We start from the raw sequence: 15,433 nt of genomic DNA on the forward strand, positions 1-15,433 counted from the left end.
CGAGGTGTCGCGCTGGTTCACCACCGAAACCACCGACGCGGTACGCGTACCCACCGGCTGCACGGTCTTCCCGAAGGAGGTGCCGCGCCCGTCCCCCGCTGAAGAACGTGCGGAAGTCGATGTCACTGCGCGGGTCGCCGAACGGGATCATGCTGTACCCGTCGCTCACGCCGGGCGGCTGGGCGTTGCGGTCGCCGTCCTTCGCGTGGAACAGCGCGTACCGCTTCGTCTGCCTGGCCACCTGCGCCAGCGGGTCGAAGACGTCCTCGACCCGGTTGCCCTCCCAGTCGTAGCGCCACCGGTGCTGGTGCTGCGCGACGTGCGCCCAGTAGATGTCCATCTCGACGACGCACAGCGCCGGGTCGGTGACGTCCAGGTAGTGCTGCATGAGCCGCTTGCCGGACTCGCCGCGGACGACGGTCGGCGCGATCGGCTCGCCGGTGATGCGGTTCTGCGTGACGGTGACCATCGGGCCGTCCTGCAGGAAGTTGTACGCCGGCGAGTGGTTGTGCGGGTACAGGTGGATGCCCCATTCCAGGCTCAGCCTGTTCAGGGCGTCCCACTTCTCCCCCGCGAGCGTCCACGGTTCGATGTTGCGGTTGTTGGCGCTGGTCGGGTCGCTGCCGGTGCCCATGTAGGGCATGCCGAGGACCGACGCGAACTCGAGCTCGAGCTGGAACCGCTCGTAGTCGTTGATCGTCATCACGCCGCCGGCGCTGCCCGGGCCCGGCCAGGTGTTCGGGATGAAGCCGTGGTTGCCGATGGCCTCCAGGTCGAACTCGTCGAGGAAGCCGCGCAGCGTACGCGCGTAGGCGAGGTAGGCCGCCCGGGACGCCGGGGTGACCACGCCGCCCGGAGCCGGGTTCGGTGCGGCACCGCCGGGGTTCGCGGCGTTCTGGCCGTACCCGGCGAACTCGATCTGCTTGAAGCCCGCGTTGGCCAGGAACTCGAGCAGCTCGCGCCAGCCGCCCGGCAGCGGGACCAGCGGGCCGAGGTCGGTCGGGTCGTCGGGGAAGTCGGGGCCGCCGAGGTAGCCCATCGTCGGCGCGACGCCGAGCGCGGCGCTGGCCGCGATGCCGACGCGGGTCGGCACGTCACGCTGTGAGTAGGCGATCGTGCCCAGCTTGCCGGGCGGGATGAGCTGCCCGCCGGCCGCGGACGCCGCGCCGGCGACCACGGAGGCCGGGCCCCACGGCATGACGGTGGAAGCCGCGGTCAGGCCGGCGCCGGCGACGAACGTGCGACGGTTGATCTTCTTGCGTGGTGTCACGGTCGGTGCCTTTCTTTCGGTGTACCGGTGGAAAAAGCAGGGACGTCAGGGCGCGCTCACCCCTTGCCCCCCGAACTCGACGTAGTTGAGGTTGAAGAAGTTGTTCGTCGGTCCGCCCGCGACGGGTCGGAACACCAGGTAGATCCGGTGCGCACCGCCGGGGTCGGTGATCGGGAAGGTCTGGCTCGCGTAGGTCGTGCCGCTCGCCGTGGCCGCGATCGTGGCGGTGGTGAGGATCGGCCCGTCGACCGCGTCGAGGCGCACCTCGACCGCGCCGCTGCCGCCGGAGGTCCGGAACGTCAGCGAGTCGATGTTCTGCAGGTCGTACGTGCCGTTGAGCCTGATCCAGTCACCGTTGCCGAGGCTGCCGCGCTGCAGCCCGCCGCCGGTGTCGGCGGTGGCCGCGGTGTTCGTGCCACTCTGCTCGACGGCGTGCTCGACCTCCTGCTTCTTCTGCAGGATCGACACCTGGTCCACGGTGGTCAGTGCGGGCACGCCGCCCGGACCGCCGAGGTCGGTGTACGAGGCGCTGACGATGCCGAACACGTTCCCGCCGTGCGAGACGTCCTCGGGATTCGTCGGGAGGGTGCCCGAGCATCCGTTGACCGTCGCGTCCGCGTGGCCGTGCGAGTCGTGGCCCAGCACGAACGTCACCTCGACGCGCGAGCAGTCGATCGGCCCGTCCTGCGGGTCGGTCACGGTGACCGAGAACGGGATCCGGTCGCCGAACGCGAACAGCCCACCGTCGGCCGGCACCGTGACCTCGACCGTCGGCGAGGTGTTGCCGACGGTGATGGTCGTGTTCATCGACGCCGTCTTGCCGCTCGAGTCCGTGACGGTCAGCCGGGCCGTGTAGACGCCGTTTGTGGTGTACGTGAACGACGGGTTCGGATCGGTGGAGTCCGTGGTGCCGTTGCCGTCGAAGTCCCACGCGAACCGGATCGAGTCGGCCGGGTCCGGATCCCGCGAGCCGTCGCTGGAGAAGTTGACGGTCAGCGGCGCGACGCCGTCCGTTGGCGACGCGGTCAGCGCCGCGATCGGCGCCCGGGTGCCCTTGACGTAGCTGAACTTCACCAGCTGCGCGTCCGGGTTGACGTTGAAGAACCCGTCGCCGTACGTCAGCAGGTAGAAGCTCCCGTCGTCGCCCCACATCATGTCCATGGGGTTGTCGCACAGGAACGGCCGCGCCGGGGTGGCCGGCGCCTGCCCGCAGTTGAGCAGGTTATTGATCTTGAGGATGTCGCCGGACGAGTCGAGCCGGACCTCCCGCAGGTAGTCGCGGGTGAACTCGCCGAAGAAGATCGCCTCGTCGTAGTACTCGGGGAACTTCGTCGGGTTGGGGTTGTCCGCCTTGTAGTCGTACTTGGCGGCGCCGTGCGGGCCGATGCCACCCGTGCCCATCTCGGGGAACAGCTGCGGGCAGGTGCCCGGCGGGTTCTGCCGGTAGTAGGCCGCGCAGGGGGTGCCGAGCGGGTTCGCGGCGTTGTTGTCCTGGAACGAGTACCAGAGCTCCGCGCGCTGCACCGGCGGCGAGTAGGTCAGGCCGGTGTTCCACCGCGACGTGTTGGCGGGCCCCCGGGTGGGGTCGTCGCACGTGTGCGCCTGCGGCGGGTCGTCGAGCGGCGTGGAGGTGTTGAAGTTCCACCGGTAGTACGGCAGGTCCGGCTGCACGCACAGCGGCCAGCCGTAGTTCGCCGGCTTGTCCACGGCCATCATGCGGCCGGTGCCGGCCGGCCCGCGGAACACCTGCGGTGTGCCGGAGTCGGGCGAGTAGTCGGTCACGTAGGCGACGTCGTTGTCGTCGAGCGTGAGCCGGAACGGGTTGCGGAAGCCCATCGCGTAGATCTCGGGACGGGTCTTGCCGCCACCCTCTTCGTTGCCCGTGAACAGGTTGCCGGCGGGCACCGTGTAGGAGCCGTCCGCCGCGACGGTGATCCGCAGGATCTTCCCGCGCAGGTCGTTGGTGTTCAGCGACGAGCGCCGCGCGTCGACGAACGGCGCGTTGAACAGGCCCTGCGCGTTGATCATGTCGTTGTGCGGCGAGAAGCCGCCGGAGTTGCCGCCGCCGGCCGGGGTGTCGTCGCCGGTGACCATCCACAGGTTGTTGTGCGAGTCGAAGTCGATGTCGCCGGCGACGTGGCAGCAGGCGCCGCGGTTGACCGGCACCTTCATGATCTTCTGCTCGGACGCCAGGTCGAGCGTCGGCGTCGCGCCGTCGACGAACTTGAAGCGGCTGAGCTGGAAGTAGCCGTTCCACGGATCCCACACGCTCGGATCCGCGCCGGTCGTCGGCGCGTTGGCCGTCGGCGTGCTCTCCGGGAACGGGGCCTCCATGGTCAGCGGCGAGTAGTAGAGGTACACCCACTTGTTGGTGGCGAACTCGTTGTCCACCGCCGGGCCGTACATGCCGTCCTCGCTGGCCATGTAGACCGGGAACTGGGCGAGCACGTGGGTGGTGTTGGTCGCGGGGTCGTGCAGGCGTACGCCGCCGCGCCGGTCGGTCTGGATCACCCGGCCGTCGGGGAACACGTCGAAGCCGATGGGCTCGTTCACGTTCGGCGGCGCCGCGATGACGTCCATCTGGTAGTTGGCGAGCACGGTCGCGCCGCAGTCGCCGTCGGTGACACCCGCCGCCCACTGGATGGCGCCGCCGAGGTGGGCCCGCAGGTCCGCCGTGCCGTAACTGGCCGCGGTGCCGCCGAGGCCGGTGTAGAACGAGCGGCCGCCCTGGTAGTCCTTGCACCAGGTGATCGGGTGGTCGAAGCCCATCGACCCACCGGTGTACGTCTTCTCGTCGACGGTGGCGAGCACGTGGGAGAGCCCGCGCACGTTCGACGCGAAGTTGTACCACCGGTCGGTGCGGTTCCACCGCTCCGGCAGGGCCTCGGAGGACGGGTGGACGCGGTCGGCGACCTTGATGGTGGCCGGCGCGATCGCGGACGCGCCGGTGGCGCGGGTCCCCAGCACCTCGGACAGGAACGACCACTGTGGCTCGGCCTCGATCGCCGAGTGGACGGCCACGAAGCCGCCGCCGTCGCGGTAGTACTCCTCGAAGGCGGCCTGCTGCGCGTCGGTGAGCACGTCGCCGACGGTGTTGAGGAACACGACCGCCCGGTACTGCTTGAGGTGGGCGCGGTCGAACTTGCGCGGATCGTCGGTGACCTGGACGGTGAACCGGCGCTGGGAGCCCAGCGCCTGGATGGCCGCGACACCGGGCGCCGCGGACGGCGCGTTCGGGTCGGCGGACCTCGTGAAGACCAGGACCCGGAAGTCGTTGCCGTTGTCGGTCGCCTGTGCGACCACCGGGGTCTGCGCCTGCGCGGGCGCGGAGCCGGCGACCACGCTCGTGGTGGCCAGCGTCAGCGCGCCGACGGCGGCCATGATTCGTCTCAGGGGTTTTCGGGGAAGGGCAGATCGCATCGGCGTGTCCTTCAGCCATGGCGGAGTCATTCTCGGGCGCATTCGCGGGAATGGCTCGGTCGCCATTCCGCACGTCGCTAATGCGCGTGAATGTCGGCGCTACGACCATCGCCGCCGAGCGACATGTCGTGGTCCGACCCGATAGCGACGACACCGCCGATGCGCCGCCGAAAGAATGGTCCGAAGGTGTGCCAGGCCTCGGTTTTGAAACCGTACAACGGCCGTGTGGGCTCGCGAAAGACCGTTCAGGCAATCTTCGTGGGAGAGCGCTCCACGGCTCCACAAAGGAAATCCGAGCGGAAAGAAACAGTTAAAGCGTCGTACGGCCCGGTAGCGTCACACCGAAACGCCGGGAGCTTCGCATGTTGCGCATAGAACCGCCACCGCCCGGCGAATTGGCGCGAATGTCGTCGCTCTCAGGTGTCGCGCACACGACAAACGACCGACCCGCCGTGTCGGTGGCGGCGGGTCGGTCGGGCGCTGTCGTGTCCGGTTAGGACAGGCCGCGTTCGATCGCTTCGATGATGCGGGGACGCATCTCGGCCGCGCTGATGATGGCGTCGACCGAGCCGACCTCGACCGCGCGCTGGATGCTGTGGACCCGGTCGAACTCCGCGGCCACCTCGCCCAGTTTCTCCGCGCGGACCGACGACTGGACCTCGGCCAGGCGGGCGTTGAGCGACGCCCGTTCCGCGCCGCTGGCCGCCGAGACCTGGGCCTGCAGCTCCGTCACCCGCGGGTCCGTGGCCGTGCGGTTGTTGACGTCGCCGGAGAAGACGACCGCGGCCGCCGGGGCGCCGCCCAGGACCGACGCCACCGAGCCCTCCAGGGCCAGGACCGTCATGTTCGGGTTGAGGCGCTTCGAGAAGACCACGAAGGCGCCGCCGTGGTAGCGGGAGATGACGCAGAAGATGATCGGGCCCTCGAAGTTGACGATCGCCCGGCCGATCTCCGCGCCGTACTCGAGCTGGAGCTTGCGCATCGACTCCGGGGAGCCGTCGAAGCCGCTCAGGTTGGCCAGCACCACGAGTGGGCGGTTGCCCGACGCGGCGTTGATGGCGCGGGCCGTCTTCTTCGACGAGCGCGGAAACAGCGTGCCGGCCGTGTACGCGTCGGGGCCGTCGGTGGGCGGGAAGCCGCGCCGCGGGACCGAGCGCGACTCGATGCCGACCAGGCACACCGGCCACCCGCCGATGTGGACGTCCTGCACGACCGACGTCTCCGCGTCGGCCATGCCCGCCCAGCGTTCCAGCACCGCGTGGTCCTGGTCGGACAGCGCGCGCATCACCGTACGGATGTCGAAGGCCTTCTTGCGGTCCGGGTTGTGCTCCGCCGAGAAGATCTGGCCCACCGTGGTGAAGTCGCTCCCGGCGACCACGTGCGGGAACGAGGACACGTCGCGGTCCGACGGGTCGGTCGTCGCGGCCCGCCGCGGGCCCTGCTCGCCCGGCACCACGTACGTGTGGTCGTAGTGCGCCATCAGCACGTCGCGCGCCGCCGGCAGGTTGGGGGCCCAGTACTGCGCCTGGCCGTTCGGGCCCATCACCCGGTCGTAGCCGCCGATGCCGAAGTTGTCCTCGGCCGACACGCCGCCCGAGAAGTCCAGGGCCTGCTTGCCCGTCAGCACCATCGCCGAGTCCGGCGTCATCACCAGGATGCCCTTGGTGTGCATGAGCATGGTCGCCTCGGCGTTCCAGTACGGCTGGGCGCCGACGTTGATGCCCGCGACGACGATGTTGATCTCGCCACCGGCCTGGGTGAACGTGACGATCCGCTTGAGCGCCGCGGCGACCCAGTCCATGTTCTCGGTGCCCGAGCTCATCGAGATCCGGGCGCCGGCGGACAGCGCGAACCACTCCAGCGGCACCCGCAGCTCCTCGGCCAGGTCGAGCGCCGCGATCACCCGCGCGCACTCCGGCTCCGACAGCGCGCCGAGCGCCCTGGTCGGGTCGCCCAGCAGCACGACGCGCTTGATGCCCTCGGGGTGCCGCGGCGTCGGCGTGGTCACCACGCCGGTCACGATCGCGGCGCTGTTGCGTCCCTTCGGCCGGGACACCGGCTCCAGCACGCGGCCGTACAGGTCGTACTCGACGAAGTCGCCGAGCATCGCGGTGACCTCGTACGGGTAGACGTTGCCGCGCCGGGCCGCCCGCAGCACCTTCTGCCGGTAGTCGTCCAGCGGCAGGACCGGCTCGGTCGACGGCTTGTCGACGTGCAGGGTCGCGCCGTTGCCCGGGTCGAGGGTGATCCGCACCGCGACCTCGGCCAGCTCCCCGGCCGCGTTGCGCTGCCGGGCGATGAACTGGACCTCCTCCAGCCCGGCGCCCGCCGTCGTCGGCAGGATGCGCTGGACCAGGGCCTGCAGCTCCTCCATCGTCAGCTCGGTCGACGGCCAGACGTACATCATCAGGCGGTTGGTGTCGTAGCGCTTGTTCTGCGGCCGCTGCGCCTGGATGTTGCGGATCGCGTCGAGGCCGGCGGTGATCGCGTCCTCCAGCGCGGGCAGCGCGACCAGCCGGCCGTCGGTCTCCCGCAGCGGGGTCAGGTCGCGCACCTGGCCCATCGCGATGAGCCGCTCGTCGGCGGGGTTGCTGCGCGCGACCGCCTTGAAGAGGTAGATCTCCTCGTCCGCGGACGGCAGCCGGGTCAGGTCGAACTCGCGCAGCCGGTACAGCTGCAGGCGCCCGGCGATCTGCGGGTGCAGGCCGCGGATCAGCCGGTCCTCGGTGAAGCCGTCGCCGTCGGGCCGGAACGTGAAGTGGTGGTGCACCACGGCCCCGCTCGTGCCGGCCACGGTGGTGGTGATCCGGCGTACGCCCGTCGGCTGCGGATGCGCCGCGAGGATCTGCCCGAGCCGCACCGCCATCGTCTCGGCGTCCGGCTGGTCCTCCCACGTCACGTAGAGGTCGGCGACCAGTCCGCGCCCCGGAGCGTCGGCCGCGAAGCCGGCGACCGCGCCCATCGCGTCCGGCAGCGCGGCGATGTCCACAGTGGTCGTCACGACGCGGGTCGCGCCGCGCGGGTCCAGGTGCTCGGCGGTGACGAACCGGCAGCCGGCCGCCTCGCGCACGGCGACCGACGACAGGGCCCGGTTGCCGTAGTAGCGGCGGGTCAGCACCTCGAGCAGCGGCGCGTGGTCGCGTCCCGGCCGGCCGACCCGCTGCCCGATCAGCCGCACGAGCGGCTCGTTGCTGGCCACCATCGCCTGGATCCGCGACGCCCGGTCCGGCGCGTCCGGGTGCTGGTCGAGGTAGCGCAGGTCGGCGCGGACGGCCGCGTACACCGTGGCGCGGTTGCGGCGCAGCAGCGGCTGGGCGAACCAGCGGAACACGACGCCGCGCGCCAGGTCCGAGACCGCGGGGAAACGCACCTGGGTCGCCTCGACGAGGTGCTCCAGGACGAGGCCGCAGCGTTCGCGCAGCGGCTCGGCCGGCGGCGCGCCGGCCAGCCAGCCGCGGAGCAGCTCGTTGACGATCTTGACCGAGGTGCCCATCTGCTGCTGGGCCAGGAAGATCCGGAAGACGGCCGCCTCCAGCGCCGGCGTCCGGTCGAGGCCGTCGATCCCGTAGTGCGCCAGCACGGTGGTGAGCTTCGCCTGGAAGCTCGACGTGACACCGGCCCGCTCCACGTCGAGGCTCTGCAGGTAGGCGTGGAAGTACTCGCGCGGGCTGTGGACCGGGCTGTCCGGGACCGCGTCCGGCTCGCCGCTGGGTGTGTTGCGGCTCAGCTCCGACAGGTCGGCGAACACCGTGAACAGTTCGAGCTCGCCGGCGCTCGGCTGCCCGCCGAGGTCGGCCCGCGCGGTCAGATAGCCCGCCAGCACCCGCCGGTGGTCGCGGACGTCGCCGTCGTAGCCGAGCAGCAGGCCGCGCAGGTCGTGCAGGCCGCGGGCAGCGCGCTCGGCCGGTGTGCCGTCGGGCGCGGGGCCCGGCAGCTCGATCTCGACGGTCGCCTCCGCGGCCGCGGCCGCCTCCTCGCCGCCCAGCGGCTCCAGGCGCATCAGCGGCGCGCCGGTCTCGACCTGGCTGCCGACGGACACCGGGCACTCGCGGACCCGGGCGCGGAACGGCGCGCGCAGCACCGTCTCCATCTTCATGCTTTCGAGGACGAGGATCGGCGCGCCGGCCTCGACCTCGTCACCGACCGACAGCGGCGTGGCGACGACCAGCGCGGGAGCCGGGGAGCGGACGACACCACCCTCGTCGCGGCTGATCCGGTGCGTGACCCCGTCGACCTCGACCAGGTGGACCGGCCCGTGGGTCGCGGAGACCAGCCGGAAGCGGTTGCCGTTGACGACGATCTGACCGTTGTACGCGTCGAACCGGTCGAGCTCGACGTCGGCGACCTCGTCGCCGATGCCGACCCGGAAGCGCTTGGCACCGGCCCGCGCGACGGCGACCCGGTAGCCGGCGCCGCGCAGCTTGAGGTCGAGCGGGCGGCCCGGGTCGTGGTGCACCTGCGGGCGGCCGCCGTGCGCGGTGGCCAGCAGCCGGGAGCGGCTGACCTCCTCCTCGTCCTCGTACGCCTCGATCGCGGCGGCGGCCAGGGCGACCGCGGAGTGCCGGTGGCTGACCAGCCGGCCCTCGGCGCGGACCCGGTCGATCCAGCCGGTGTCGGCGCTGGCGTCGATGACCTCGGACTGGTCGAGCAGGTCGAGCACGAAGCTCTTGTTGGTCGCGCCGCCCTCGATGATCACCGTGGTCTCGGCCATCGCGCGCCGCAGCCGGCCCAGCGCCTGCTCGCGGTCCCGCCCGTACGCGATGATCTTGGCGATCATCGAGTCGAAGTCGGCGGGGATCGTGTCGCCCTCGCTCACGCCGGTGTCGACCCGGATGCCGGGGCCGGCGGGCAGCACCAGGCGGGCGATGCGGCCGGGCGCGGGCGCGAAGTCGCGGTCGGGGTCCTCGGCGTTGAGCCGCGCCTCGATGGCGTGCCCCAGCTCACCGGGCTGCTCGCCGTCGAGCCGGCCGCCGGCGGCCACGTGCAGCTGCAGCCGGACCAGGTCGGTGCCGGTGGTGATCTCGGTGATCGGGTGCTCGACCTGGAGGCGGGTGTTGACCTCGAGGAACGCGAACAGCTTCTCGCCCGGGTGGTAGAGGAACTCGACGGTGCAGGCGCCGCGGTAGCCGACGGCCACGGCGAGCCGCTCGGCGGCGGTCTTCAGCTCGGCGGCCTGCTGCGGGGCGAGGACCGGCGACGCGGACTCCTCGATGATCTTCTGGTTGCGGCGCTGCACCGAGCAGTCGCGCACGCCCAGCGCCCACGCGGTGCCCTGCCCGTCGGCGATGACCTGCACCTCGACGTGCCGGGAGCCGGTGACCAGGCGCTCCAGGAAGACCACGCCGGAGCCGAATGCGCGCAGGGCCTCGGAGCTGGTCCGCTCGTACGCCTCGGCCAGCTCGTCACCGGACGCGACCTTGCGGATGCCGCGCCCGCCGCCGCCCGCGGTGGCCTTGAGCATCAGCGGGTAGCCGATCCGCTCCCCCGCCTCCAGCGCGTCGGCCAGGGTGGCCACCTCGCCGCGGCTCCACGGTGCGACCGGGACGCCGACCTCCTCGGCGATCAGCTTCGCGCCGATCTTGTCGCCGAGCTTGCGCATCGCCTCGGCGCTCGGGCCGACGAACGTGACGCCGAGCTTCTCGCACAGCTCGGCGAACGCCGGGTCCTCGGCGACGAAGCCCCAGCCCACCCAGGCCGCGTCGGCGCGGGTCTCGACGAGCGCGCGTTCGAGCGCGATGTGGTCGAGGTACGGCCGGGCCGACGCCGGGCCCAGCGGGTACGCGATGTCGGCGGCCCGGACGAAGGTCGCGTTGCGGTCGGCGTCGGTGTAGAGCGCGATCGTCTCGATCCGCTCACCGGTTTCCGCCGACAGCTCCCGGACGGCGTGGATGAGCCGCATCGCGGCCTCACCACGGTTGACGATGGCGACACGACTGAACACCGGCTGAGCCTCCTACTACGCATGCGCATAAGGCGACGTCCGGATCTCGAGCCGCCGCCTGCACCTGCCCTTACCCTGCCCGATTACCCTCCGGTACACCAACGCACCACCTCGCGCATGGCGTGGCCAACTGATTGTGGAGTCTCCACAAAACACTGATCACGATCCGTAGCGGACTGATACTGATCAGGTGAGCGAGACCGGGCGCACCGCGGCGTTCAGCGACGGTGTGCTGGCCATCGCCGTGACGCTGCTGGTGCTGGACCTGCGGGTTCCGGTGCGCGCGACCCTCGAAGGATCACTGGCCGACGCGCTCGGACACGAATGGCCCTCGTACGCCGCGTACGTGACGAGCTTTCTGGTCGTGGGCATCATCTGGGTCAACCACCACGCCGTGTTCGAACTGCTCGGTCGGGTCGACCGGATCGTGCTCTTCCTCAACCTGCTGCTGCTCATGCTGGTCGCGGCGATCCCGTTCACGACCTCGCTGTTCGCGGAGTACCTGACCGCCGGCGGCGCGCGGGCCCGGACCGCGGCGCTGGTCTACTCCGGGGTGGCGCTGGGCATGTCCGTGGCGTTCGCGGCGCTGTTCGGCTACATCGGGCGACATCCGGCCCTGCTCGCGGCAGGTGTCGACGCGGTCGCGGTGCGCGGGTCGATCCTGCGGTTCAGCGTCGTCGGGCTGGCGCTCTACGCGCTGACGATGGTGATCGCGGTGTTCAGCGCGCCGGCGACGCTCGCGGCCCACGCGGCCATCGCGCTGTACTACTGCTTCCGCCAGACCCGGGCTACGGCGTGATCCGGCAGATGATTTCGCCGTGCGGCACGAGGAACCAGCCGTCCTCGGCGGCCGCCCACTCGTGCCAGCCGTCGGCGATGCGGGCCAGGTCGGCCTGGTCGGCGATGCCGAGTGCGACCGCCCGCTCACCCAGTGCGGAGCTGGTCACCCGTTCGGCCCACCCCGCCGCCCACCACGCCCGGTCCTCCGGCGTCGCGAAACACCAGGTCGAGGCCGTGGCCGTCGCTTCGAGGCCGGCCGCGCGGGCCCAGGAGAGCAGGCGGCGGCCGGCGTCGGGCTCACCGCCGTTGGCCCGGGCCACCCGGCGGTAGAGGTCCTGCCAGTCGGACAACGCGGGGACGTCGGGCCACCAGGTGAACGCGCCGTAGTCGGCGTCGCGGGCCGCGACCACGCCGCCGGGCCGGCCGACGCGGGCCATCTCGCGCAGCGCGGTCACCGGGTCGGCGAGGTGCTGCAGCACCTGGTGGGCGTGCACGACGTCGAACATGTCGTCGGCGAAGCTGAGCGCGTTGACGTCGTCGACGGCGAACTCGATGGCCAGGCCGCGCTCGGCGGCGACCGCACGGGCGGCGTCGAGCACCGCGGGCGCCGTCTCGACGGCGGTCACCGTTGCCACCCGCTCGGCGAGGTCCGCGGTGATCGTGCCCGGCCCGCAGCCGACGTCGAGCAGGCGCGCCTGCGGAGTCAACGCCGGCAGCAGGTAGGCGGCGGAGTTCTCGGCGGTGCGCCAGCGGTGGGAGCGCAGCACGGACTCGTGGTGTCCGTGGGTGTAGACGGCGGCCATGCGGATGACCGTACGCCGATCATCCCGCGATCCGGGAGGGCACTCCTACTTCCTGGGACAGCGCGTCGACGAGGGCCCGGGTCGCCGGGTCCTGCGCGCGGCGCCGCGCGACGGCCACGCCGATGTGCCGGGCGGGGCGCGGCGGCTCCAGCGGCACCATCGCGAGCCCGTCGGCGTCGGCGGTCAGCGCGGTGTGCGGCACGAGGCTGATGCCGACACCGACCCGGACCAGCGACTGCGCGAACACGTAGTCGGTGCCCCGGCAGGCGACCTCGACCTCGAAGCCGGCCAGCCCGGCGTAGTGGTCGAGCATGTCGGTGGCCGACAGGCAGCCCTGCACCCAGCGCTCGCCGCGCAGCTCCGCCATCGCGACCTCGTCGCGGGCGGCGAGGCGGTGGCCGGCCGGCAGGACGATCCACATCGGATCCTCGAGCAGCGGGACCCAGGTCAGGCCGGAGCGGTCGTCGGGGCGCACCGGCGGCCCGCCTTCGAAGTGGTAGGTCAGCGCGAGGTCGGCGGCGCCAGAGCGCACCTGGAGGAGGCTGTCGTCGGGCTCGCTCTCCAGCACGGTCAGCGACACCTCCGGATGCGCCGCGCGGAACCGGATGAGGGCGCCGGGCAGGAGCCGCTGGCCGCCGCTGGCGAAGGTGGCCACGGTCAGCCGCGGGCCGGCGGCGCCGAGCCGGGCGATCTCCCGCTCCGCGCAGGCGAGCTCCGCGGCGATCGTGTCGGCCGCGTCGACCAGCACGCGGCCGGCGTCGGTGATCTCGACGCCGCGGGTGCTGCGGCAGACCACGCTCGTGCCCAGCGAGCGCTCCAGCGCGCTGATCTGCTGCGAGACGGCGGACGGGGTGAGCCGCAGCGCGGCCGCGGCGCGGTTGAAGCTGCCCTGCCGGGCGACCTCACGGAAGACCCGGAGACGCTGCACGTCGATCATCAGATTTCCTTAACACGAACAACCCAAATCATCACTACCGCTGAATACGGTACGGGGTGAGGCTCTGTATGTGAATCGTCGAGCCTGGATCCTCTTCGCTGTCGTCGCCGTGCTCTGGGGCATCCCGTACCTGCTGATCAAGATCGCCATCGACGAGCTGTCGCCGATGATGGTCGTGTTCGGCCGGGTCGCGATCGCCGCCCTCGTGCTCGTGCCGGTCGCCGCCGCGCAGGGCACGCTGTCGTCGCTGCGCCGCCACGTCGTGCCCGTGGTGACCCTCGGGCTCATCCACATCGTCGGGCCGTTCCTGCTGATCACCTACGGCGAGGTGCACATCAGCTCGTCGCTGACCGGCCTGCTGATCGCCATCGAGCCGGTGCTGATCGCCCTGCTCATGCTGCGCGCGGAGCCGCTCACGGCGCTCGGCTGGACCGGCCTGGCGCTGGGGCTGGTCGGGGTCGCGGTCCTGGTCGGGCTCGACGTCTCCGGCGACCGGTGGGGCCTGCTCGGCGCGGGCATGATCCTGCTGGCGACGCTGCTCTACGCGCTGGCCACGGTGTACGTGCAACGCCGCGCCGCCGATGTCCCGCCGACCGCGCTGGTCGCGGGCACCACGACGGTGGCGACGCTGGTGCTGGCGCCGTTCGCGGCGTTCTCGCTGCCGTCCGCGCCGGTCAGCGGCGGCTCGTGGGCGGCCCTCGGCGCGCTCGGCCTGCTCTGCACCGCGGTCGCGCTGCTCGCCTTCTACCGGCTGATCGGCGAGGCCGGACCGAGCCGGGCGGGGCTCGTCACGTACGCGAACCCGGTCGTCGCGGTCCTGCTCGGGGTGGCCATCCTCGACGAGCCGCTGCGGGTGAGCACGGTCCTCGGCTTCGTGCTGATCATCGCGGGCTGCTGGCTGTCGACCCGCCGCCCGGCCGCGGTCCCGCCGGAGCCCGCGGTTGAGTGCACCCTGGCCGCACGCTAGGTTTCATGATCATGAGACCACGGACCCGCCGGGACGCCGGCTTCACGGCGCTGTTCCTGGGCTTCTTCGCCGCGGCGTGGTTCGGCTGGGCGCAGGCCGGCGGGTCGTCGGGCTGGCTCACCGCGGGCAGCGTGGTCTCGCTCCTGGTCGCCGTCGCCGGGCTGGCCATCGGCCTGCGCGCGCCGGCCGAGGGCTCGGCGATGCGGGACCGCGCCGCGAGCCGCCGATACGGGATCATCGTGGGCATCGAGTTCGCGGTGATCTTCATCGGCGCGGTCCTGCTCGGCCGCCTCGGCCAGCCGGACTACATCCCGGTCTGGGTCGCGTTCGTGGTCGGCGTGCACTTCGTGCCGCTGGCCCCGGTGCTCGGCGACCCGCTGCTGCGCCCGCTCGCGGTGGCGACGTGCCTGGTCGCGCTCGTGGGCCTGGTCGTCGGGCTCGCATCGGACACGGAGCCGAGCCTGGTGGTGGGCATCGCGGAAGGCCTGCTGCTGCTCGGCTACTCCCTCCAGGCGCTGGCCCGCATCGACCGCCGACCGGCAGAATCTTCGATGTGACCAATTGGGAGTACGCCCGGCTCGAGTACCGGGCAGCCGGCACCTACGGTGGCGACCAGTTCATGGACTGGAACGCCACCTTCCACCACGTCGGCGGCGCACAGCGCTGGGGCACGGACGAGCGCTTCAACGACATGCGCCACCTCAACCGCGCGGGGGCCGCGGGCTGGCAATGCTACGACCGCAGCGCCACGTACTTCCCGAACGAGCCGCACCGCCTCTACGGCGTCACCTATTCACTGCGGCGCCAGGCCGAGTAGGCGCCGAGCCTGGCCCGGGCCCCCGGAACCGGTGCACCTCCTGCGGCCAGTCGAGCGCGGTCGCGATCCGCCCGGCCCAGTACCGCGCCGCGTCGTCGTCGGCCACGTCCACGACGGCGAACCCGCCGAGGTGCTCCTTGGTCTCGACATAGGGCCCGTCGGAGAAGACCGCCTTGCCGTCGACCGACTCGACACTGCACACCGCGGTGGACCGGTCGAGCCCGCCGTTGGTGAAGATCAGCACATCCTCGGCCAGCATCTCGTCGATCACGACCCTCGCTGCCGCACCCTTCGCACGCAACTCCTCCGCCGTGTGGTCGGGCACCCATTCGTCGTTGAAGGTGATCAGGTACTCCGTCATGGTGGTCTCCTCCTGGTTGCCTGTCCTCGCCTGCGGTGGCCCGGCGGGCCACCGCACACCAAGTTCAAGAACGGCGTGCTGGAACCCGCACAGGAGATCCGCTCCGTCCGGCTGATGCGCGAACGGCTCGGCGACCG

General features: G+C 71.7%; 10 protein-coding genes. 4 read left to right on the plus strand and 6 right to left on the minus strand.

Going from position 1 to position 15,433, the window contains the following annotated elements; translation table 11 throughout:
* The 3 genes from AB0H87_RS24950 to AB0H87_RS24960 form a co-directional block, all read right to left on the minus strand.
* Nucleotides 1–1,270 (minus strand): hypothetical protein (locus tag AB0H87_RS24950; protein ID WP_360150149.1); only part of this gene is annotated, 1,270 nt, incomplete at its 3' end.
* A 45-nt stretch (nt 1,271–1,315) separates the two neighbouring features.
* Nucleotides 1,316–4,651, minus strand: coding sequence for a ThuA domain-containing protein (locus AB0H87_RS24955; protein WP_360150152.1), 3,336 nt, complete (start codon nt 4,649–4,651; stop codon nt 1,316–1,318).
* A gap of 532 nt (nt 4,652–5,183) precedes the next feature.
* Nucleotides 5,184–10,631, minus strand: a complete 5,448-nt coding sequence (locus AB0H87_RS24960) for a carboxyl transferase domain-containing protein (RefSeq protein WP_360150155.1) — start codon at nt 10,629–10,631, stop codon at nt 5,184–5,186.
* 190 nt (nt 10,632–10,821) lie between these two features.
* Between AB0H87_RS24960 and AB0H87_RS24965 the strand changes: the two genes are divergently transcribed.
* A complete protein-coding gene (locus tag AB0H87_RS24965) occupies nt 10,822–11,430 on the plus strand; it encodes a TMEM175 family protein (RefSeq protein ID WP_360150158.1) in 609 nt (202 codons plus the stop codon).
* Here AB0H87_RS24965 and AB0H87_RS24970 read toward each other — a convergent pair.
* Nucleotides 11,420–12,214, minus strand: coding sequence for a methyltransferase domain-containing protein (locus AB0H87_RS24970; protein ID WP_360150161.1), 795 nt, complete (start codon nt 12,212–12,214; stop codon nt 11,420–11,422). The two genes, AB0H87_RS24965 and AB0H87_RS24970, sit on opposite strands and share 11 nt — an antisense overlap.
* Before the next feature lie 19 nt (nt 12,215–12,233).
* A complete protein-coding gene (locus tag AB0H87_RS24975; RefSeq protein WP_360150164.1) occupies nt 12,234–13,151 on the minus strand; it encodes a LysR substrate-binding domain-containing protein in 918 nt (305 codons plus the stop codon).
* 70 nt (nt 13,152–13,221) lie between these two features.
* Here AB0H87_RS24975 and AB0H87_RS24980 point away from each other — a divergent pair, with 70 nt between their 5' ends.
* From AB0H87_RS24980 to AB0H87_RS24990, 3 genes are read left to right on the plus strand one after another with little or no spacing between them, the layout of a single operon-like run.
* Nucleotides 13,222–14,118, plus strand: a complete 897-nt coding sequence (locus AB0H87_RS24980) for a DMT family transporter (protein ID WP_360150167.1) — start codon at nt 13,222–13,224, stop codon at nt 14,116–14,118.
* An 11-nt stretch (nt 14,119–14,129) separates the two neighbouring features.
* A complete protein-coding gene (locus AB0H87_RS24985) occupies nt 14,130–14,675 on the plus strand; it encodes a hypothetical protein (protein ID WP_360150170.1) in 546 nt (181 codons plus the stop codon).
* Nucleotides 14,672–14,935, plus strand: coding sequence for a hypothetical protein (locus AB0H87_RS24990; protein WP_360150173.1), 264 nt, complete (start codon nt 14,672–14,674; stop codon nt 14,933–14,935). Before AB0H87_RS24985 ends, AB0H87_RS24990 begins: the two co-directional genes overlap by 4 nt.
* On the opposite strand, the gene AB0H87_RS24995 is transcribed toward AB0H87_RS24990, so the two are convergent.
* Nucleotides 14,904–15,296, minus strand: a complete 393-nt coding sequence (locus AB0H87_RS24995) for a YciI family protein (protein WP_360150176.1) — start codon at nt 15,294–15,296, stop codon at nt 14,904–14,906. The two genes, AB0H87_RS24990 and AB0H87_RS24995, sit on opposite strands and share 32 nt — an antisense overlap.
* Nucleotides 15,297–15,433 lie beyond the last annotated feature (137 nt).

It is taken from the genome of Asanoa sp. NPDC050611, assembly GCF_040654855.1.
Taxonomy (GTDB): domain Bacteria; phylum Actinomycetota; class Actinomycetes; order Mycobacteriales; family Micromonosporaceae; genus Asanoa.

What these genes read in the sequence shown, in the direction of transcription:
- AB0H87_RS24955 (WP_360150152.1), bottom strand. Translation starts at nt 4,651, where the DNA reads ATGGCCGCCGTCGGCGCGCTGACGCTGGCCACCACGAGCGTGGTCGCC.
- AB0H87_RS24970 (WP_360150161.1), bottom strand. Translation starts at nt 12,214, where the DNA reads ATGGCCGCCGTCTACACCCACGGACACCACGAGTCCGTGCTGCGCTCC.
- AB0H87_RS24975 (WP_360150164.1), bottom strand. Translation starts at nt 13,151, where the DNA reads ATGATCGACGTGCAGCGTCTCCGGGTCTTCCGTGAGGTCGCCCGGCAG.
- AB0H87_RS24985 (WP_360150170.1), top strand. Translation starts at nt 14,130, where the DNA reads ATGAGACCACGGACCCGCCGGGACGCCGGCTTCACGGCGCTGTTCCTG.
- AB0H87_RS24995 (WP_360150176.1), bottom strand. Translation starts at nt 15,296, where the DNA reads ATGACGGAGTACCTGATCACCTTCAACGACGAATGGGTGCCCGACCAC.